At 63.9% G+C, this 21153-nt stretch carries 8 protein-coding genes; 6 read left to right on the top strand and 2 right to left on the bottom strand.

The window, feature by feature from the left end; all coding sequences use genetic code 11:
- Positions 1 to 140: 140 nt before the first annotated feature.
- Positions 141 to 5621 (bottom strand): alpha-2-macroglobulin family protein, encoded by a 5481-nt coding sequence (locus LB571_RS12035; RefSeq protein WP_224594691.1) that lies wholly within the window; start codon positions 5619 to 5621, stop codon positions 141 to 143.
- Between the two features lie 280 nt (positions 5622 to 5901).
- Between LB571_RS12035 and LB571_RS12040 the strand changes: the two genes are divergently transcribed.
- From LB571_RS12040 to LB571_RS12065, 6 genes are all read left to right on the top strand, one after another.
- Positions 5902 to 7830 (top strand): autotransporter assembly complex protein TamA, encoded by a 1929-nt coding sequence (locus LB571_RS12040; protein ID WP_224594694.1) that lies wholly within the window; start codon positions 5902 to 5904, stop codon positions 7828 to 7830.
- A gap of 2 nt (positions 7831 to 7832) precedes the next feature.
- Positions 7833 to 13889, top strand: coding sequence for a translocation/assembly module TamB domain-containing protein (locus tag LB571_RS12045; protein WP_224594707.1), 6057 nt, complete (start codon positions 7833 to 7835; stop codon positions 13887 to 13889).
- Positions 13890 to 14141: 252 nt separating this feature from the next.
- Positions 14142 to 15800, top strand: coding sequence for an ABC transporter substrate-binding protein (locus LB571_RS12050; protein WP_015317134.1), 1659 nt, complete (start codon positions 14142 to 14144; stop codon positions 15798 to 15800).
- Positions 15801 to 15948: 148 nt separating this feature from the next.
- Positions 15949 to 16983, top strand: coding sequence for an ABC transporter permease (locus tag LB571_RS12055; RefSeq protein WP_140822327.1), 1035 nt, complete (start codon positions 15949 to 15951; stop codon positions 16981 to 16983).
- Between the two features lie 11 nt (positions 16984 to 16994).
- Positions 16995 to 18152: an ABC transporter permease gene (locus LB571_RS12060; protein ID WP_015317136.1), complete on the top strand. Its 1158-nt coding sequence runs from the start codon at positions 16995 to 16997 to the stop codon at positions 18150 to 18152.
- 50 nt (positions 18153 to 18202) lie between these two features.
- Positions 18203 to 20524, top strand: a complete 2322-nt coding sequence (locus LB571_RS12065) for an ABC transporter ATP-binding protein (RefSeq protein ID WP_224594710.1) — start codon at positions 18203 to 18205, stop codon at positions 20522 to 20524.
- Positions 20525 to 20537: 13 nt separating this feature from the next.
- Here LB571_RS12065 and LB571_RS12070 read toward each other — a convergent pair whose 3' ends face one another.
- Positions 20538 to 21128: a transglycosylase SLT domain-containing protein gene (locus LB571_RS12070; RefSeq protein ID WP_015317138.1), complete on the bottom strand. Its 591-nt coding sequence runs from the start codon at positions 21126 to 21128 to the stop codon at positions 20538 to 20540.
- Positions 21129 to 21153 lie beyond the last annotated feature (25 nt).

Below are 21153 nucleotides of genomic sequence, written 5' to 3' on the forward strand. Positions count from 1 at the left end.
ATTGGCGCCTTTCCTGCGACGTTTAAAGCTGGCGAAAGCTTTGGTGCAGGCTTCTTTCTCCCCGTCTCTATACGGGGAGAAATGCCCGGCAGGGCAATGAGGGGCGGCGCGAACCTCACGTTCATTTCCGCCAAGGCACCTTACGGTGCCTTGATCTCCATCATGCCGGTAGCTGTACGGGCCGAATATTGCGGACGGTACATGTCCTCCACCGTTGCCGCCGGATGGGCATAGGTGCCCGGCGTCACGGCGCGCACGACATAGGCAAGCGTCAGATTGTGGTCGTGGTCGCCATCGGCCGGGTTGAATGCCGCGACGAAGCGATCGTCGCGGAATTCCAGATGCGCGGCGTCGGTCTGTGCCAGCCAGGAGAAGTTCGTCAACTGGGCGCTGGAGACCAGGCCTGGATTGTCGATCTCGAAGCCGGCCGGCAACAGGTCGGTGACCAGCAGGCGCGACGGCCAGCTGTTCTGCTCGGTGACCTTGAGCACGACGACATAGCGTTCGTTCTGGGTTGCCTCGGTCACATTGGCTTCAGTGCCGTCGAGCTTGTAGTAGGTGCGGCTGATGGTGAAGCCGTCACCGCCGGCCGGCAAGGGCTGGATCGGCGACGCCACGGTGGTGACGACGGCCTGCAGCGGGGTCTTGCCGGTGTTGGCGATTTCGAGCGGGCTGTCGATAAGCTCGGAGCCGTTGACCTGGTTGGAATAGCCGCCGGAATGCGGCGCGCCATTGACGGTGAGCGCGATAGAGTCGTTGCCCTCCTTCAGCGCGCGCGCCGCCAGCAGCATCCAGGAATCGTCCTGGGTGCTGGTCCAGCGGGCTTCGGCGCGTTCCCTGGTCACCAGTTTGATCAGCTCGGGCACGATGGTCGATACCGGCTTCGATTCCGCCGCCAGCGACAGCATCGCCGCGCCGTCGCGCAACGCCGAACCGTAGTCGGAGCGGTACCAGTCGTACTCCGTGCTCGACTTGGCGAGCTGCAGCGCGGTCTTGAACGTCGCCTCTGAACGCTGCGTGTCGCCGTAGAGCGCCAGGCTCGCCGCCAATTGGGCAACGGCCATCGGGCTCGAGAAGGCTTCGAGCTGGGTGTCGGCGTAATAGCGCAGATCGCCGATCGAGGCCTTCTTGTTGCGGGCGAGCACATAGAGGGCGTAGGCGATCTCGCTGCCGCGGTCCTGTACGCTCTGGTCGTAGCCGAGCGAGTTCTGCAGGTTGTTGAGGGCCTGGTTCATCGCCAGAGCCGGCACGTCGTATTTCTGCTCCCGCGCCCTGGTCAGGAATTCGCTGACATAGGCGTCGAGCCACGGGTCGCCGGAGCCCGGGCCCCACAGGCCGAAGCTGCCGCTCGAGGACTGGTAGCTCAGGACCTTGTAGATTGCGTCCTGGACGCGGCCGTGCAGGTCAGGGTCGCTTTCCATGCCGACGCCGGATGCCATCTCGTTGACGTAGAGAAGCGGCATGGCGCGGCTGGTGGTCTGCTCGGCGCAGCCATAGGGGTAGCGACCAAGCGTCATCAGCAGCGAGGGCACGTCGAAGGCTGCCGCCTGCGAAACGCCGACACTGACCGAAGCGCCGTCGAGCAGGCTGGCCGCCAAGAGTTCCTTGTCGACGCGCAGCGCGCCGCCATTGCCCTTGAGGTCGACCACAAGGCGCGTGGTGACCGGCAATTGCGCCGGGCGCACCGGCACATAGAGCGTCTGCTCGACCTTGGTGCCGTCGGCGTGCGCCAGCTTGATGGTGAGCGAGGCATTGCCCGCCGTGCTGGCGATCAGCGGCACGGTCAGCGTCTGGCGCTTGCCCTGGGCGAGCGTCAGCTTCTGAGGCAGGGACTTGTCGCCGGTCGACAGGTCGCCCGTCGTATCGATCGACAGCGCGTAGTCGCCGGCCGGGCCGTCGGTGTCGGCCACGTCGAGGCGCATGACGGCGTTGTCGCCAGGCGCCAGGAAGCGCGGCAGGCCGGCGGTAATCACTATGGGATCGCGCACGATCACGTCCGCCTGGGCATGGCCGACCGCTTCCTTGGTCCAGGCGACGGCCATGACGCGCACGGTGCCGTTGAACTGCGGGATATCGAAGTCGATCCGCGCCTTGCCGTCGGCATCGAGCTGGACAATGCCGGAGAAGAAGGCAACCAGCTTTTCGGTGGGCGGGCTGCCCTGCGCCTGCATATTGGCGCCGTCGCCGCCGGTCCGGAGCTTGCCGGTGGTGCCCAGCGAGCCATCGATCAGGCGGCCGTAGATGTCGCGGATCTCCATGCCCAGCATGCGCTGGCCGAAGAACCAGTTCTCCGGATCCGGCGCCTTGTAGTTGGTCAGGTTGAGGATGCCGACATCGACGGCGGCAACCATGACATAGGCGTTCGTGCCCGGCTGCACGCCGGCCACTGAAACCGGGATCGACAGCTGCTGGCGCGGCACGGTCTTGTCGGGCGGCGTCAGCGTGATGGCAAGCTTCTTGGCGGCCGGATCGACCGTCAGCCATTTCACGCCGATGGCGCGGGCCGGCATGCGCGTTTCCTGCGCATCGCCCGGCCGGAACAGGGTTGCCGTGACATAGGCGCCGGCACCCCAATCGTCACCGACGGGGATATCGACGGTGCCGCCGCCTGCCGGTACGGTCGCCGTGATGGTCTTCAACAGCTTGTCGGAACCGATGTTGATCAGAAGTTCGCCGGCAAAATGCGGCGAGATTTTCAGCTTCGCCACTTCGCCCGCGGCATAATTGTCCTTGTCGAGGGCGATCTCAAGGCCATCAGGCGTTTCGGTGGTCGTCGAGGCGACATACCAGCCGGCGTCGAACTCGTAGCTGGTCGCCGGCCCCTCGGGATCGGATGTCTCGACCTCGAGCCGGTACTGGCCCCAATCGACCGGCACGGAGACGGTGGCGTCGCCGTCGGCGCCGAGGTCGACCTGGCCGTTGGCGATCGACTTGGTGAAGGAGACCGGCTCGTAGTTCCAGGAGTTGTTGGAGCGGTACCACTGGTAATTGCGTTCGACCTTGACCAGTGTCCACTGCGCGCCTTTCAGCGCCTCGCGCTTGCCGTTGGGATCGACGGCGATCAGGCTGAACTTGGCGGTGCCGCCCTGCGGCACTTCGCCATCGGCGAAGTCCGGTCGGATGCCGATCATATGGCCTTGCGGGCGGATGCCGATGTTGAGCGAGCGCTCGATGGCGCGGCCGCCGGTTTCGCGCATGCGCACCGTCACCTTGCCGTCGACCAACTTGGTGGTCGAGGGCAACTGGTCGACGGTAACAGGGAAGGTCGCCTTGCCGTCATCGCCGACCACCGGCAGGTCGGTGAGCGGCGTGACCGTCGGCTCCGCCGACTGCTCGTCGGCGAGGCCGAAGGAAAAGTTGGGAAAGCGGTCCCAGTCACGAGAGGTCGACAGCGTCAACTCCCCTTCCAGCGCAAGGCCCGCCGCCGGCGCGCCATAGAGGAAGCGGCCGTCAATGTCGATGTTGGCGGTTTCGCCCCGCGCAATCTCTTGCTTGTCGGCTTTCATGTCGAATTCGATGCGATCCGGCACGAAGTCCTCGACCAGGAACATCTGGCTGGCCACCGCCGGCTGCTTGGGATCGGTGTGGATCGACACCGACCATGTGCCGCGCATGGCGTTGGGTTCGAGCGGCAGGTCGACGGCATGGCCGCCGGCCGAGGCGCCGTCACTGACGATGCGGCGGTCCTCGACGCCATCGGGGCGCGAGAAGATGAAGGTCAGCGGCAGGTTTTCGACCGCCTTGCTCGCACCATCGCGGGCAAGGGCGGCGACATGGACGTCCTCGCCGGCGCGGTAGATGCCGCGCTCGGTCCAGGCATAGACATCGAGCGCGCCTGGTGCCGCGCGTCCGGTGACGCCACGGTCGGACAGGTCGAAGCCGGCCTTGGCCATGTCGAGGAAGACGAAGTCATTATCGCCCTGCTTGGCCATCAGCACGGCCGGCACCATGCCGCCGTCACCGCGCGTCAGGCCGGGGTTGAAGACGGCGTGGCCGTCGGCATCCGACGTCGCGGTGCCGAGAACCTCGTTGTTCCTGGCAACCAGCGTCAGTTCGGCGCCGGCAATCGGCTTGGCGCTGCCCAGCGAACGGGCAAAGACATTGAGCCCGTCCTGGCCGGTATAGGTCGACAGGCCGATGTCGGAGACGACGAACCACTGCGTGGCCAGCGAACCGTAGTCGTCACTCTTGTCGTTGACGGGCTGCGCGGTCAGCACATAGACGCCGGGCTTGCGCTGCGGCAGCGCTTCGTCGACCGGGAAGGAGGTGGTGACTTCCTTGTTGAGGTCGTTGCCGATGTCGAGCTGGCCCTGCCAGACCGGTGCGCCCATCTGCTCGGAAATGTTGGAGATGTCATAGCCGTCGAGCTGGTGCAGGAACTGGTAGCCCGACAGAAGCTGCGCCAGCGAACGGTCGCCGATGCGGTAGAGCTTCATTTCGGCGGCGTTCATGTTGACGGTGACGACCGGGATGCCGCGGCGCGCGCCGGCCGGCAGCACGAAGCTGTCGCCGGTGAAGCGGGCGGACGGCGCGCGGTCCTGCACGTAGATCGACAGCACCACGGGGGCGGCGGTCACTTCGCCGATAGCCGCCGGCAGGCCGGCGCGGAAGGTGACGTCGTAATGCTGGCCATGCTCCAGGCCCTCGACGCAGATCTGCTTGTCCTTGGCCTCGACGCCCTTGGGCGGCGCGTTGTCGACGGTGACGAACTGCGCGTAGTCGACGCCGGTCTTGACCAGTTCCTCGGAGAATTGCGCGCAGATGCGCGGCGCGCTGGTGTCGGCATCGATGCTGTGATCGACAACGCGGAATCCTTTGCGGGCTTTCAGATCGGCATAGTCGGCCTGGACCGCGGGCGAGCTTTCCAGCGCAAGGCTGGCCTCATAGGCCTGCAGCGCCGGCCGGTAGAGATCGCGCTTGTCGAGACCGTTGCCGAGCAGCGCCAGCACTTCGGCGCGCGTCTTGGTGGTGCGCAGCAGCTTATAGGCGTTGAAGGCGGCCGACGTGCCGTTTGCCGGCAAAGTCGAGGCTTCGGAGGTGTTGGCGGCAGGCTGCACGGCCAGCGTTTCGCGCGCCAGCTTGAGCCAGAGCTGGCCATCGTCAGGCATGACCGAGACCGCGGCCTCGTATTTCTGCATGGCGGAGCGATGGTCGCCGGTCAACACGGCCTGTTCGGCGGCATTGGTCAGCGCCGCCATGCCCTCTGTCGGCTTGTCGAAGGCCGGGCCGAGCACCTTGTTGCGGTATTGCTGGGCCTGGTCGGCCATCCAGTTGGGAAAGAAGGCGAGTTCCGGCGGCGCGCCGATGTCGGGATCGCCGTCCATGTTGACGACCTTGCCGGCGACCGCGCCGGTGAAGGATTTCAACTGGTTATAGTCGGATTTGAGAAAGCACCATTTTGCCTTGGTGTTGTAGGTGAAGGCGCGGCAGGCCGGATCGCCGAGGCATGTCGTCTTGCACTGGTCGAGCGTGACGTTCTGGTCGGACCGGAGATCGAAGCCGAAATAATCGGAATTGTCCGTCGTCGCGATCCGCCGGGCCTCGGCCGCTTGCGCGACGCTACCCCAGGCAAGGAAAAAAAGGACGAGAATCGACAGACCACGAGCCGCGCGCATTGCCATTACACCCTCCAGACAATTGCAGACGTCCGGGCATGATCAAGCTTCAGTCGGGCTTGTCAACGCGCGAACGCGGCAGGTGCCGCCTGCCAACGGTTTATTTTCCGGCCAAGGACCGGTATGCGGACAGTAACCTCCATGGGAAAGGGGATCACGCTTTCTTGCGGAAACGCAGAAGGTGTGAATTCCAAGCCCGTCCTATTTCAGACAATTGGATTGTGGCCCCTTTACGAGCGCTTCAGAACTTCATTCCAATTTTAGTTTTACGAACTAGGTTGTCTTAATGCCGGCGTATGAAGAGCAGATGTCAGGAGGGATCGCGCCAGGGCGCGTGCTTCCGCGCGCCCTGCTTTTGGCCATGATGTGCTCGATGGCGCTGCTTTGCGAATCGAGGCCCGCGGCCGCGTTCGAGCTTTTCGGCATCAAGCTGTGGGGATCGTCCAGCGACGAGGACGCCGACATTGTCGATCCCCTGCGCTATGCGGTGACCATCTCCGCGCCCGATGCCGACAAGGACCTGGTCAAGAAGCTCGAAAACGCCTCGGCGTTGAAAGGCGACGAGGACCGGCCGGTTTCGGGCTCGCTCGGGCTGATGGCCAAGGCACGCAGCGACCGTGAACAGCTGGTCGCCGCCCTTTATGCCGATGCCCGTTATGAAGGCGTCGTCACCGTCACCATCGACGGCAAGCCGCTCGACGAATTGCCGCCGGACGCCGAATTCAAGGGGCCACAGCCCATTCCGGTGGCGATCACCATCTCGGCCGGCCCCAAATTCACGCTCGGCAACATCAGGCTGGAAGGCGACGCGGCGGGGCTGATGAGCGCCGATTATGGGCTGATAGCAGGCGGCGACGCCGGATCGGGCGCTGTGCTCAAGGCCGAGGCGCTGATCGTGCGGACGCTGAAGGAGCAGGGCAGGCCGCTGGCCAAGGTGACCGGCCGGCAGATCGTCGCCGACCACGCCACATCGACGCTCGACGTGACGCTGACGGTCGCGGCCGGGCCGGTAGCCGGCTATGGCGCGACCACGGTGGAAGGCACCGAGAAGGTCGACCGCGACTTCACCGAATACATGACTGGGCTGAAGCGCGGCAAGCAGTACTCGCCGCAGGAAATCAGCGACGCGCGCGACAGGCTGCTGGCGCTCGAGGTGTTCAACAGTGTCACCTTCAAGGAAGCCGACAAGCTCGATGCCGACGGCAACATCCCGATCGGCGTTCAGGTCAGCGAGCGCAAGCCGCGTTATTTCGGGCTGGGCGGCACATTCTCGAACACCGAGGGGCTTGGCCTGGAGGGCTACTGGGGCCATCGCAACCTGTTTGGCCGTGCCGAAAAGCTGCGCATCGACGGTGCCATCAGCGGCATCGGCAGCAACAATCTGTCCGAACTGAACTACAACGCCGGCATCATGTTCGAGAAACCCGGCGTCATCGGGCCGGCGTCGAAGTTTTTCGCCAGCATCAAGACGGTGCTGGAACATCCCGACGCCTACGACCATTTCTCGGTCAAGGGCAGCACCGGCCTGTCCTATGAACTCGATAAGAAGCAGACCGTGTCGGCCGAGGTCGCGCTCGATTATTCGCGCATTCACGACGCCTTCGGCAAGCACAAATACCTGATCGCCAGCATTCCGCTGCAGTATGTCTATGACAACAGAGACAACCGGCTCAACCCGACCACCGGCTTCCGTTTGCTGGCCTATGCCGAGCCGAGCTACGACATTTTGAGCGGTGCGGCCTTCCTCAAGCTGAAGGGCGAAGGGTCGGCCTATCAATCGCTGGACACGGCCTCGAAATTCGTGCTGGCCGAACGTGTCGCCGTAGGCTCGATCGTCGGTACCGGGCTGCAGAACGTCCCGGCCGACCGGCGGTTTTATTCCGGCGGCGGCGGTTCGGTGCGCGGCTATGCCTATCAGGGCATCGGCCCGAAGGACTTCACCGGCCAGCCGATCGGCGGTCTGTCCTTCTTCGAGACTTCGGTCGAGATGCGCATCGCCGTCACCGACACGATCGGCATCGTGCCGTTCGTCGATGCAGGCACCGTGTCGACCAAGTCGGTTCCCAACTTCTCCGACGTCAAGGTCGGCGCCGGTGTCGGCCTGCGCTACCTCACGCCGTTCGGGCCGCTGCGCATCGATGCGGCCGTGCCGCTCAACCGCGACCCAGGTGATCCGCATTTCGGCATCTATGCCGGCATCGGACAGGCGTTCTGACGATGAAAACGGTCTGGCGCATCCTTCGCATTGTCCTTTACACGCTGCTGATCGTGGTCGCGGGTGCGATCGGCGCGCTGGTCGTGCTGACCAAGACCGAGCGCGGGCGCGACAACCTCGCCGGCATCATTTCGCGGCTGGCTTCAAGCGACGACCGCAAGGTCACCGTCAGCGGCATCAACGGCATCTGGTCGGGTAATCTCAGCGTCGACCATGTCGTGCTTGAGGACCGTGAGGGCGCCTGGCTGGTGGCGCGCAAGGTGGCCGTCGACTGGTCGCCGACGGCACTTCTGTCCAAAAGCTTCAGCGCCGATCGCATCGCCGCCGATCGCGTCGAACTGGCACGCCTGCCGGTGGCCGGTACGCAGCCGCCCGCGCAGAGCGGCACGACGACGCTGCCGGTCTCCATCGACATCAAGCAGATCGAGCTGCCGGAAATCGCGCTTGGCCAGCAACTGGCCGGCAGCGGCATCGCCGAGCTCGCGGCCAAGGGAATGCTCAAGGCCGATGCCGCGCCACTGGCGGTCCAGACGGTGCTCAATGTCACCCGTCACGACGGCAAACAGGGCAATGTCGACGCCAAGATCCATTTCGCACCCGCCGATAACAAGCTGGACCTCGACCTCAAGGCGTCGGAGCCGGCCGGCGGCATCATTGCCAACCTGCTCAAGCTGCCGGATGCGCCACCAGTAGATATCGTGGTTTCGGGCAGTGGGCCGCTTGCCAACTGGAGCGGTGTCGGCACCTTCCTCGTCGACCATCGGATCGTCACCCAGCTCACCGGCCGTCACCAGCTCACCGACAAGGGCAATCATGTCGAGGCAAAGGGCGACGGCGATTTTGCCCGCTTCCTGCCGGAAAACCTGAAGCCGTTGTTTGCCGGCAAGACCAACTTCGATGTCGCGGGCACCGCCACGTCGGTCGGCGGCATCAGCATCGACCGGGCCAGCATCGAGAGCGATGCTGTGCACGGCACCGCGTCCGGCATTGCCGATCCTGCCGGCGCCAGCGACCTGTCGGTCGAACTCGCCGCCAAGGGCCCGCCCGTGGTGATCAGCGTCGGCAGCAAGGCGCAGCCGATCACGCTGGCGATCAAGAACGCCACCGCGCGCGCCTTCGGCGACGGCAAGGCGCCGATCGTCGACATCGGCGCCTCCTTCGTTTCGATCGTCGCCGGCGGCACGCGGCTGGACGATCTGGCGGCGCAAATCCATTCCGATGGTTTCGATATCCAGAACCGCGCCGGCCCGGTTGCCGTCAAGCTGGAGGCGGGCGGCCTGAACACCGACGTCGCGACGTTGGCGCCGCTGATCACCGGCAAGGTCAATGTCGATCTGGCCGGTTCGATCAGCAAGGACGCCGTTATTGCCATCGATCAGGGTACGCTGCGCTCCGATGCGGTCAATGCCTCGCTGACGGCGACAGTGGCACTCGCCGACATGTCGATGCAGCTCAAAATGAATGCCGATGCCGTGGCGACCGCGTTTCCCCAGCAGATCGCCTCGGTACTCGGCGGGCGGGTGAAGTTCTCGGCCACGGCATCGCGCGATCCGCAGGGATCTTTCGCCGCGAATTCCATCGAACTCACTTCAGGATCGCTCAGCGCCAGCGGTACGGCCAGCATGCAAGGCACTGACATCCAGGCCGACATCAAGGGCAAATTGGGCGATGTCTCGGTGTTGTCGCCGACGGTCGGCGTGCCGGTTGCCGGCGGGGTCGATTTCGCGCTGTCGGCAAGCGGCGCGATGACCGCGCCGGATTTCACCGTAACCGCCAACAGCGACAGCCTGACCGCTTCGGGCCGCACGGTGAAGGCCATCAAGCTGAGCGCGAGCGGCAAGGCCGACATAACGAGCCCTTCCGCAAACGTCTCGCTGACCGGCGCCGTCAACGACCAGCCGCTCGACATCAAGGCGGCCCTGGTGACCAGCGAGGGCAAGCGTTCGATCAACGGCTTCCTGGTGTCGCTGGGCGACAACAAGGTCTCGGGCGATCTGGCGCTCGACGACAAGTTCATGCCCCTGGGCACGCTGACGCTCGCCGCACCTGCCATCGACCAGTTGGCCGCGCTCGCCGGCCAGGCGGTGACCGGCGACATCAACGGCACCATCCTGTTCGCCAAGGACGGCGATGCACCGTCCATTGCCATCGATGCCAAGAGCACCTCGGTCGCGCGTGGCGAGGTGACGGCCAAAGCGATCGCCATCAATGCGCTCGTCGCCAATTATCTCAAGGCGCCGGCGATCTCGGGCACCATCAAGGCCGATGCGGTCACTTCGGGAAGCACGGAAATCAGCAGCATCGGCGTCGACCTCAAGCGCGACGGCGACTGGACCGATTTCACTGGTGGCGCGACCATAGCGGGCATTCCTGCGACCGCTGCCGGCCGGGTGAAGATCGCCGAGGGCACCACCAGCGTCGAAATCGCCTCGGGCGACGCCACCGTTCGTGGCATCAAGACGGTGATTGCCGAACCGTCGGCTCTGACCATCGCCGACGGTACGGCCAAGATCGAGAAGCTGGTGCTCGATATTGGCGGCGGCAAGGTGGCGCTGTCGGGCAGCGCTGGCGAGACGCTCGATCTGGCGGCGCAGGTCTCCGCCTTGCCGGCGGCGCTTGCCAATGCGTTTTCGCCTGGCCTGGATGCCACGGGAACGCTTGACGGTATCGCTGAAGTGAGCGGAGCGCCGGCAACTCCCGATATCCGGTTCAACGCGAAACTGGCCGGTGCCGAGACCAGCCAGACCCGCCAGGCAGGGCTCGGACCGCTCGCCGTCGATGCGGCCGGCAGCTACACGATCGCCGGCGGCGTCTCCCTCGACCATGCCACCCTGTCCGGCGACAAGGTCTCCGGGCAGGCCACAGGCACCATCAATCCGAATGGGGCGAGCGACTTTGCCATCGATCTGACCTCGTCCGGCCCCAGCCTGCCGCTGACGGTCGGCAGCGCCGAGAGCCCCGTCAAGATCGAGGTCCGATCAGTATCGGCTAAAATCGCGGGCGAAAGCACGCATGCCCGACTGGACCTTTCCGTGATCCTGCCCTCGGTCGTTACCAGCCCGGCGAAGGTGGACGGACTGACCCTGGCACTGCACTCGGACGCATTCGATCTCCGGAATCGCGCCGGGCCGGTTTCCGGAACGGTATCGGTGGACAAGGTTGGGCTCGACAATCCAACGATCGCGCCGCTTATCGCCGGCAAGGTCACGGCCGCGCTCAGCGCCCGGCTGAGCGCCGACACTGTGGCTATCGACAGCGGCTCGCTGAAAAGCGATGCGCTGAGCAGCCAGGTGGCCGGCCAAGTGTCGCTGCGTGACGGTGCCATCGATCTCAACCTGAAGGCGGATGCGCCATCGTCGGCCTTGCCGGCGGCGGCACGCGGCATGCTTGGCGACCGCGCCCACATAAGCGCCACGCTGAAGCGCGAACCCAACGGCAATCTCCACATCGGTGGATTGAAGCTGGCTTCCGGCGCGCTGAGCGCCGACGGACAGGCAAGCCTTGCCGACAACAAAGTGACCGCCGATATCAGGGGGACGCTGAGCGACATCTCGCCATTGTCGAAGGATGCCACGGGCGCCATCGCCTTCGCGCTGAGCGCGCAAGGGCCGGCCATGGCGCCCGACCTGTCGCTTACCGTCAACAGCGACAGACTGTCGGTGGCATCGCGCGAGATCACCGGATTGAAGCTCACGGCTACCGGCAAGGCCGATGCCGCCAATCCGGCGGCCAATGTCCAACTCACCGGCAATGTCGCCGGGCAGGCGCTGCAGGGGAGTGCCGTGCTGGCAACGGCGAACGGCAAGAGCGCCATCAACGGCCTGCTGCTGTCGCTGGGCAAGAACCGAATCTCGGGCGATCTGGCGCTGGACGACAAGTTCGTGCCTGAAGGCATCATTTCGCTCGACCTCCCCGACATCGGGCCGCTTGCCGCACTGGCACTGGAAAAGGCCGAAGGCGACGTTCGCGGCACGATCGCCTTCTCCAGGAATGGCGCGGCGCCGCAGGTCGCCATCAAGGCGACGACCGACTCGATCATACGCGGCGACCTACAGGCGAAGGCCGTCTCGGTCGATGCGCTGATCGCCAATTATCTCGCCGCTCCCGTGATTTCAGGCAAGATCCGCGCCGACACCGTCACCTCGGGCGGTACGGTGATCAGCGGCATCAATGTCGATTTGAAGCGCGATGGCGACTGGACCGGCTTTTCCGGTGGAGCGACGGTCAAGGGCATTCCGGCGCAGGCGGCAGGCCGGGTGAAGGTAGCCAACGGGACGACCACCATCGAGCTTGCTTCAGGCCAGGCGACCGTCCAGGGCATCAAGGCGGCCATCGCCCAGGCCTCGACCGTCAGCATCGCCAATGGCACGACGACGTTGGACAGGCTGGTGCTCAACCTTGGCGGCGGCACCGCGACGGTGACCGGCAAGGTCGGGCAGGCGCTCGACATCAATGCGGTGCTGGCACGCGTGCCGATGTCGCTCGCCAACAGTTTTTCGCCCGGGCTCGATGCCGCGGGTTCCATTTCCGGCACGGTGAAGGTGACGGGCGCACCGGCGAGCCCCGCGGTTGCCTTCAACATAGACGCGGCCGGCGTGCAGACATCGCAGACCCGTGGCGCGGGCGTCGGCGCGGTGAGCGTTTCTTCGTCCGGCACCTTTGCCGGCAACAAGCTGGCCTTCAACGCCAATATCAGCGACGGGGAGGGCCTTGGACTCAAGGGCGGCGGCACGGTGACGACGGTGGGCACCCCGGCGCTGGCGCTCGACTTCAACGGTGCGGTGCCATTCGGCCTTCTCAGCGAGAAACTTGCCGCGCAGGGCTTGTCGCTGACCGGCAACGCCAACGTCAATGTCCAGGTGCGTGGTCCGGCGAAATCGCCTGTCATCGGTGGTACGGTGAGGGCGTCCGGCGCACGCCTGGTCGATGCCAATTCGGGTCTCGCAGTCAACGACATCGCCCTCGATGTCTCGATCGGCAATGGCGTTGCCAGGGTCAATCGGTTGACCGGAACCCTGTCGACGCGCGGCAGCCTGTCGGCCAGTGGCACGGTCGGCATCAATCCGGCGCAAGGATTCCCGGCCGACCTGTCGATCAAGCTCACGGACGGTCGTTATACGGACGGTCGCGTGGTGACCGCCAACCTTGGCGGCGACCTGACGATCAAGGGGCCGCTGACTTCGGCACCGGCGATTGCCGGCACCGTCAACCTGGCCAAGACCGTCATCACGGTCCCGGACAAATTGCCGGGCTCGCTCTCGGCGCTCGACGTCAAGCACAAGAATGCGCCGGGTCCGGTCAGGGCGCAGGACAAGGCGCTGCGCCCGGCGACGACCAGCGGTAAGAGCGGTGGCAGCGGCCTTGCACTCGACGTCACGGTCAACGCGCCGAACCAGATCTTCATCCAGGGCAGGGGTGTCGACGCCGAATTCGGTGGCTCGCTCAAGCTAACCGGCCCGGCCTCGTCGCCGCAAGCCGTCGGCGCCTTCACCTTGCAGCGCGGCCGGCTGTCGATCCTTGGCAAGCGGCTGACCTTCACCGAAGGCACGGTCGGGTTCTCGGGTTCGCTGGTGCCTTACCTCAATCTGACGGCGACGACGACCACGACCGGCGCGACCGTCACCATCGTGGTGTCGGGCGAGGCGACCAATCCCAAATTCACCTTCAGTTCGGTGCCTGCGCTGCCGGAGGACGAGGTGCTGGCGCAGCTGATCTTCGGGCGGTCGATGTCGAACCTGTCGCCGCTGCAGATCGCGCAGCTGGCCGAGGCCGCCGGACAATTGGCCGGCGTCGGCGGTTCGACGTCGCTTCTGGAAAACCTGCGCAGCGCCATCGGCGTCGACGACCTCGACGTGACCACCGATGATAAGGGCGGCACGGCGGTCTCGGCCGGCAAGTACCTGAACGACCGCACCTATGTGACCATCCAGAAAGGCGACAAGCCGGGTTCCGGCAAGGCGACCATCGATCTCAATGTCGGGCGCGGCGTCAAATTGCGCGGCGAGGCGACGGACGCCGGCGAAGCCAAGGGCGGCATCTTCTACGAGAAGGAATATTGAGGGCCTGGCCTTCATCCTGGCCGCAACTGGCGCTGTCGTAACCAGTGCGAATGTCTCAATTTAATTGCCCGAAGAGATTTTGGCGAAATCTGGGCGCACTAGCAATTTTGCGCCAAGACTGTCGCTATCACGCGAACTGCCCCCCTTCCAAAGTTGCACATTCGCTAACATGTTCCCAATCCATGCCGTCTTTGACATCATGGCCCGGATGCGGAATGTTAATCGGCGGAAAGCCAACAATGGGAGTTAGTCATGACAATCTATAAGAGCAACGGCGACAGCGTTCCGGATCACATCCTGGCGATGGCCGAAGAAGCCAAGTCGGGCAAAGTCGATCGCCGCGAATTCCTCGCGCTCGCCAGCGTCTTCGGTGCCTCGACCGCTATGGCCTACGGCCTGCTCGGCCTTGCCGCTCCGACTCCGGCCAAGGCCGAGGACGTCCAGGGCAAGAAGGGCGGCGTGCTGAAAGTGGCGATGTCGGTCAAGGATCCCAAGGATCCGCGTACCGCCGACTGGTCCGAGATTTCCAACGCCGAGCGCCAGGCGCTCGAGCCGCTGGTGAAATACACCAAGGAGTACACATTCGCTCCATATCTGCTGGCAAGCTGGGACATCAACGACGACGCCACCGAGTACACGCTGCATGTGCGGCCTGGCGTCGAATGGAACAATGGCGACAAGTTCACCGCCGATGACGTGATCTACAATTTCACCCGCTGGGCCGACAAATCAGCCGAAGGCAACTCGATGCCTGGACGTCTCGGCAGCCTCGTCGACGAAAAGACCAAGAAGTTGCGCGAAGGGTCGATCGTTAAGGTCGACGACATGACCGTCAAACTGAAGCTGTCGAAGCCCGACATCGCCATCATCCCGAACCTGTGCGACTATCCCGGCCTCGTCGTCCACAAGAGCTTCGACGAGAAGGGCGCCAACTTCAAGAACTGCCCGATCGGCACTGGTCCGTTCGAGCTCGTCTCCTATGATGTCGGCCAGAAGGTGGTCTACAAGCGCCGCACGACCGGCAAGTGGTGGCAGGGCGAAGCCTTCCTCGACGGCGTCGAGTTCATCGACTACGGCACCGATCCGGCCGCGACCGTTTCGGCCTTCGAATCGGGCGAAGTGCAGACCAACCACGAAACGACCGCCGACTACGTCAAGATCATCGCGGACGTCGGTGCGCCGCCTTCGGAAGTGGTGACCGCGGCTACCGTGGTGTCGCGCTTCAACGTCAACGCCAAGCCTTATGGCGACCAGAAGGTGCGTCAGGCGATGTGCCTGGCCGTCGACAATTCGGTGGTCCTGCAGCTCGGCTACGGCAATGCCGGCACGCCGGCCGAAAACCACCATGTCGCGCCGATCCATCCGGAATATGTCGAACTGCCGAAGATCAAGCGCGACGTCGCCAAGGCCAAGCAGATGCTGACGGAAGCCGGCGTGATCGATTTCGAACACGAGCTGATCAGCAACGACGAGGACTACCACAAGAACACCACGGACGCGATCGCGGCCCAGCTGCGCGAGGCCGGCATCAAGGTGAAGCGCACCGTGCTGCCGAGCTCGACCTTCTGGAACGACTGGACGAAGTATCCATTCTCGGAAACCAACTGGAACATGCGTCCGCTTGGCATCCAGGTCATCGCCATCGCCTACCGCTCGGGCGAAGCCTGGAACGAGACGGCCTATGCCAATCCGGACTTCGACAAGAAGGTCAACGAGGCGCTCGGCATCGCCGATGCGGAGAAGCGCAAGGTGGTGATGAAGGACATCGAGCAGATGCTGCAGGATTCCGGCATCATCATCCAGCCTTACTGGCGCAAGCTCTACATCAACATCAAGCCCGAGGTGAAGAACCACTCGATGCACCCCACCTACGAGCACGATTTCGGCAAGGTCTGGCTCGATCAGGCGTGACCGCTGCTTGATGGATATGAGGGGCGCCTGCCCCTCATATTCGCAGGATCGTCGCCGTTGCATTGGATGCAGCGGCGGCGGGACGCTACAGGGTTTTCGTCACAGGGTTGACCATATCTGACCCCAACCCGGCCGGCAGGGGGGCACAATGTTCTCATTCATCATCAGACGCATCGGCACGATACTGCTCACGATGCTGTGCCTGACGCTGGTCGTCTTCTTCCTCGTCAATCTCGAACCCAATCTAAAAAAGCTGGCGATCAGCCAGACCGAAATGCACACATCGGCGGAGCAACTCGAAAGCTGGCTGGTCAATCACGGCTATCGCCAGAATTTCTTCGTTCGCTATGGCCAGTGGCTCGGCGTCGTGCCCAAGCAGCCGATCACGGATCCGGTGACCGGAAAGACCACGCAGCGCTTCTCCTTCTGCAATGACCCGGCCGTGCCGACATTCTCCGGCGTGATCGAGGGTGATTTCGGCTGCTCGACCAAGTTCAAGACCACGGTCGCGGCCAAGCTGTTCCCTGCGCTGGGCGCTACCGGCATTCTGATGCTCTGCGTGCTGGGCGTAATGGTGCCGGTGTCGCTGCTGGTTGGCATCCTTGCCGGCATGCGGGAGGGGTCGCGCACCGATCGCGTGCTGTCGATCGCCTCGATCGCCTCGACGGCGACGCCTGAATATGTGTCGGGTGTCATCTTCACCGTCATCTTCGCTTCGTGGCTTGGCTGGCTGAACGGGTCGGCCGCGTCCGCGAGCCAGGGCATCACCTTTTACAATTTCACCCTGCCGGTGATCACGCTGGCGATCTACGGCATCGGCTATATCGCACGCATGACACGCGCCTCGATGGTCGAGGTGATGACGCAGCAATATATCCGCACGGCACGCCTGAAGGGGCTTTCCTTCAAGAGCGTCGTGGTCAAGCACGCGCTGCGCAACGCCTTGATCGCACCGTTCACCGTCATCATGCTGCAGTTCCCCTGGCTGCTCACCGGCGTCGTCATCGTCGAGGTGATGTTCCGCTACCAGGGCTTCGGCTACACGCTGGTCGAGGCCGCCGGCAACAACGACATCGATCTTCTGCTCGGCTGTTCGCTGGTCTCCGTGTTCATCGTGCTGATCACCCAGCTCATTTCCGACGTCGGCTATGCATTCCTCAATCCGCGCATCCGCGTTCAGTAGGGAGAAGGCGCATGCAAGCTCAATATATCGGCGCCTCCACCATCATCCTCGAAGTGCTCTGGCGCTTCTGGCCGGTCTGGGCCGCGCTCGCCATCGTCATGGGTGCGAGCTTTCTCTACAAGAAGAAGCTGGCGCTCTACGGCCAGTTGTTCGACAGCGGCGTCGGCATAGCGGGCGTGTTCATCTGCCTGTTCTGGCTGTTCACGGCGATTTTCGCCTCGACCATCTCGCCTTTCGATCCGCTCGGCCAGATCCCGATCATGAAGGACACGCTGCCGGGCGCCATCGAACCGCAATCGGGGCTCGTCTACCTCTTCGGCGGCGACAAGCTCGCCCGCGACGTGTTCTCGCGCATGGTCTATGGCAGCCAGATCGTGTTGATCATCGCACCCGCCGCGACCGGTTTCGCGCTGATGGTCGGCATCACGCTTGGCCTGCCGGCCGGCTACTACGGCGGCAAGATCGATTCCATCCTGTCGTTCCTGGCCAACCTCGTGCTGGCCTTCCCGGTGATCCTCCTGTTCTACCTGCTGGTGACGCCCGGCATCATGGACACGCCGATCCCCTATGCGCTGGCCGGCGTCTTCTTCCTGTTTCCGATCATTTTCTTCAGCGTGCTGTTCTGGACACGCTACAAGAACCGGCCCGACCGGATTTATATCCTGCTCGGCCTGACACTGATCATCGGCGGCTGGATCTATCTCGGCCTTGTCTTCGACAGGGATCCGCTGCACATCGTCCACATCGATCCCAACCAGCTCAATATCTTCGTCGCGGTGGTGTTCGCCTCCAGCCCTGGCGTGTTCCGCATCGTGCGCGGTCTGGTGATGGACATCAAGACGCGCGACTATGTGGCGGCGGCGCAGACGCGCGGTGAATCGCCTTGGTACATCATGCTGTGGGAGATCCTGCCCAATGCGCGCGGGCCGCTGATTGTCGATGCCTGCCTGCGCATCGGCTACACCACCATACTGCTCGGCACGCTGGGTTACTTCGGCCTGGGCCTTGCGCCCGAGAGCCCGGACTGGGGTACGGCGATCAAGGATGCCAGCCGATTGCTGCGGTCCTTTATTCACCCGGCGCTGCCGCCGACGATCGCGTTGATGTCGTTCGTGCTGGGTCTCAACCTGCTCGCCGACTCACTGCGTGAGCAATCGATGAAGGATTGACGGCGGGGTCTCAGATCCCACTTGGCCAAGAATAAGGATTGGAGCGACCCATGAACGAGGCAGTTCGAAATCCGGCACAGCCGATCATCGAGATCGAGAACCTTTCGATCTCCTTCTTTACCCGCAAGGGCGAGATACCGGCCGTCATGGACTTTTCCTGCACGGTCATGCCGGGCGAGGCGATGGGCATCGTCGGCGAATCCGGTTGCGGCAAGTCGACCGTGTCGCTCGGCATCATGCGCGACCTCTCCAACATCGGAAAGATCGTCGGCGGCAAGATCAAGTTCCAGGGCAAGGACATGGGCGAGCTCTCCGACGAGGAGCTGCGCGCCATCCGCGGCAATAAGATCGCCATGATCTACCAGGAGCCGATGGCCAGCCTCAATCCGGCGATGAAGATCGGCCAGCAGCTGATGGAAGTGCCGTTGATCCACGACAAGGTGTCGACGAAAGAGGCCTACTCCAGGGCGCTCGAAATGGTGCGCTCGGTCAAGCTTCCCGATCCCGAGCGCATGATGCGCTCCTATCCGCACCAGCTTTCCGGCGGCCAGCAGCAGCGCATCGTTATCGCCATGGCGCTGCTGTCGAAGCCGGCGCTGCTTCTGCTCGACGAGCCGACGACGGCGCTCGACGTAACCGTGGAAGCGGGCATTGTCGATCTGGTCAAGGGGTTGGGCGAGAAGTTCGGCACCTCGATGATCTTCGTGTCGCACAATCTCGGCCTCATCCTGGAAACCTGCGACCGCATCACGGTGATGTATTCGGGCGAGGCAGTCGAGACCGGCAAGATCAAGGACGTCTTCGACCGGATGCGCCACCCCTATACGCAGGGGCTGTTCCGTTCGATCCCGCTGCCTGGCGCCGACAAGAACTCGCGGCCGCTGATCTCGATCCCGGGGCAATTGCCACTGCCGCACGAACGGCCCAAAGGCTGCAATTTCGGCCCGCGCTGCCACCATTTCGTCGAGGGCGTCTGCAACGCCGCCGAAATCCCGATGATCGAAGTCGCCGGACACGAGGGCCATTTCTCGCGCTGCGTGCGCTTCAACGAGATCGATTGGGAGGCATTGCCGCCCGGCGCCAAGAAGGTGAATGAGCGCGTCGTGCCCGGTGCGCCGGTACTCAAGATCGAGGACCTGCGGAAATACTACAAGGTCGGCGGCAGCGAGGTGTTCGGCTCGAGCGAAGGCCGCGTCGTCAAGGCCAACGAGACGATCTCGTTCATGGCACGCGAATCCGAGACCGTGGCCATCGTCGGCGAATCCGGCTGCGGTAAGTCGACGCTTGCCAAGGTACTGCTCGGGCTGGAAACCGCCAGCTCCGGCAGCGTCACGCTCGGCAACAAGGAAATCCAGTCGACCGGCATCGAGAAGCGCAGCGTCGACACCGTGTCGTCGATCCAGATGGTGTTCCAGAACCCGTTCGACACGCTCAACCCCAGCCATTCGGTCGGGTCGCAGATCATCCGGACGCTGGAAAAATTCAACGTCGGCAAGACCGTTGCCGACCGGCGCAAGCGCATGCTGGAACTGCTCGACCTGGTGAAACTGCCGCGGGCGTTCGAAACCCGCAAGCCGCGCCAGCTTTCCGGCGGCCAGAAGCAGCGTATCGGCGTGGCGCGAGCCTTCGCCGGCGACGCCAAGGTGGTGGTGGCCGACGAGCCGGTTTCGGCGCTCGATGTCTCGGTGCAGGCGGCGGTGACGGAACTGCTGATGGACATCCAGCGCAAGAACAAGACGACGATGCTGTTCATCAGCCACGATCTCTCGGTCGTGCGCTACATCGCCGACCGCGTCGTCGTCATGTATCTCGGCTATATCGTCGAGCAAGGCACGACAGACCAGATCTTCGCGCCGCCCTACCATCCCTATACCGAGGCGCTGCTCTCGGCGATCCCGATTGCCGACACCAGCGTGGTCAAGAAGCACATCGTGCTGGAAGGTGACATCCCCTCGGCGATGAACCCGCCGTCCGGCTGTCCGTTCCAGACACGCTGCGGCTACAAGAAGCTGGTGCCTGACAATCTGTGCGAGACCAAGGTGCCGCCGGTCAAGAACCTCGGCGATGGCCATATGAGCCTGTGCTGGCTCTCCGACGACGTGCTCAAGACCATGGAGCCGGTGATCAAGTTCGACAGGGAACATGCCGCCCATGAAGGCGTGCCTGACGACGCGCCGCATGGCGAAGGTCCGGGCTTTGCCGGCGAGCCGCCAAAGCGGCCACATGGCAAGGTGGCAGGTGCTGAGGCCGACGCGATCGGGGGGGCCGCCGAGGAGGCGGACGCCGTTTCGCGGGCCCGTCGCCACGAAGTCCGCGACGAGGTGTCGGAAACTGGTGATTCAAAACCGAAGGACACGACAAAGCCGCACTAGCGCGGACAGGACATCAGCTCCCGCATTGCTGCAGCTGAACAGCATAGTCGCGGGCCATCTTGTCGGTGGCCCGTGCGTAGCCCTGGACGCCGGCATCGCCACGATTGCCGCGGCCATAGGCGGTCCAGCCTAGGTAATAGGCGAGGTAGAGGTTGTAGGTGTCGTTGCGCGCGACGCCGTATGTGTCGGCTGTCTTGGAATGATACCAGCCGACGAAGTCGACGGCGTCGGCGAATCTCGTGCGCCGCGCCGCCCAGTTGCCGGTTTCGCGCTGATATTGCGACCAGGTGCCGTCCAGCGCCTGCGAGAAGCCGGTGGCCGAGGAGACATGTTTCCACGGAATGAAGCCGAGCAGTTTGGTGCGCGGCGGCCGGGCGTTGCTCTTGAAGCCGGATTCCTTGCGCACCGTTGCCATCAGCACCGGCACCGGCACGCCGTATTTCTGTGAAGCGCGCTCGGCACCCGACTGCCAATTGTCGAACCAGCCATCGTTCTGGTCGAAGACGGCGCAGACATTGTTGATGTGACTGGGTGCCGTCGCGCAGGCCGAAAGTGCCAGCAGCACGCCAACCGCTACAATTTTACTAAAACTCGACCTACGCATTGGATGAGCAATAGGCCGAAATCAT

It is taken from the genome of Mesorhizobium sp. BR1-1-4, assembly GCF_020165375.1.
Taxonomy (GTDB): Bacteria; Pseudomonadota; Alphaproteobacteria; order Rhizobiales; family Rhizobiaceae; genus Mesorhizobium; species Mesorhizobium australicum.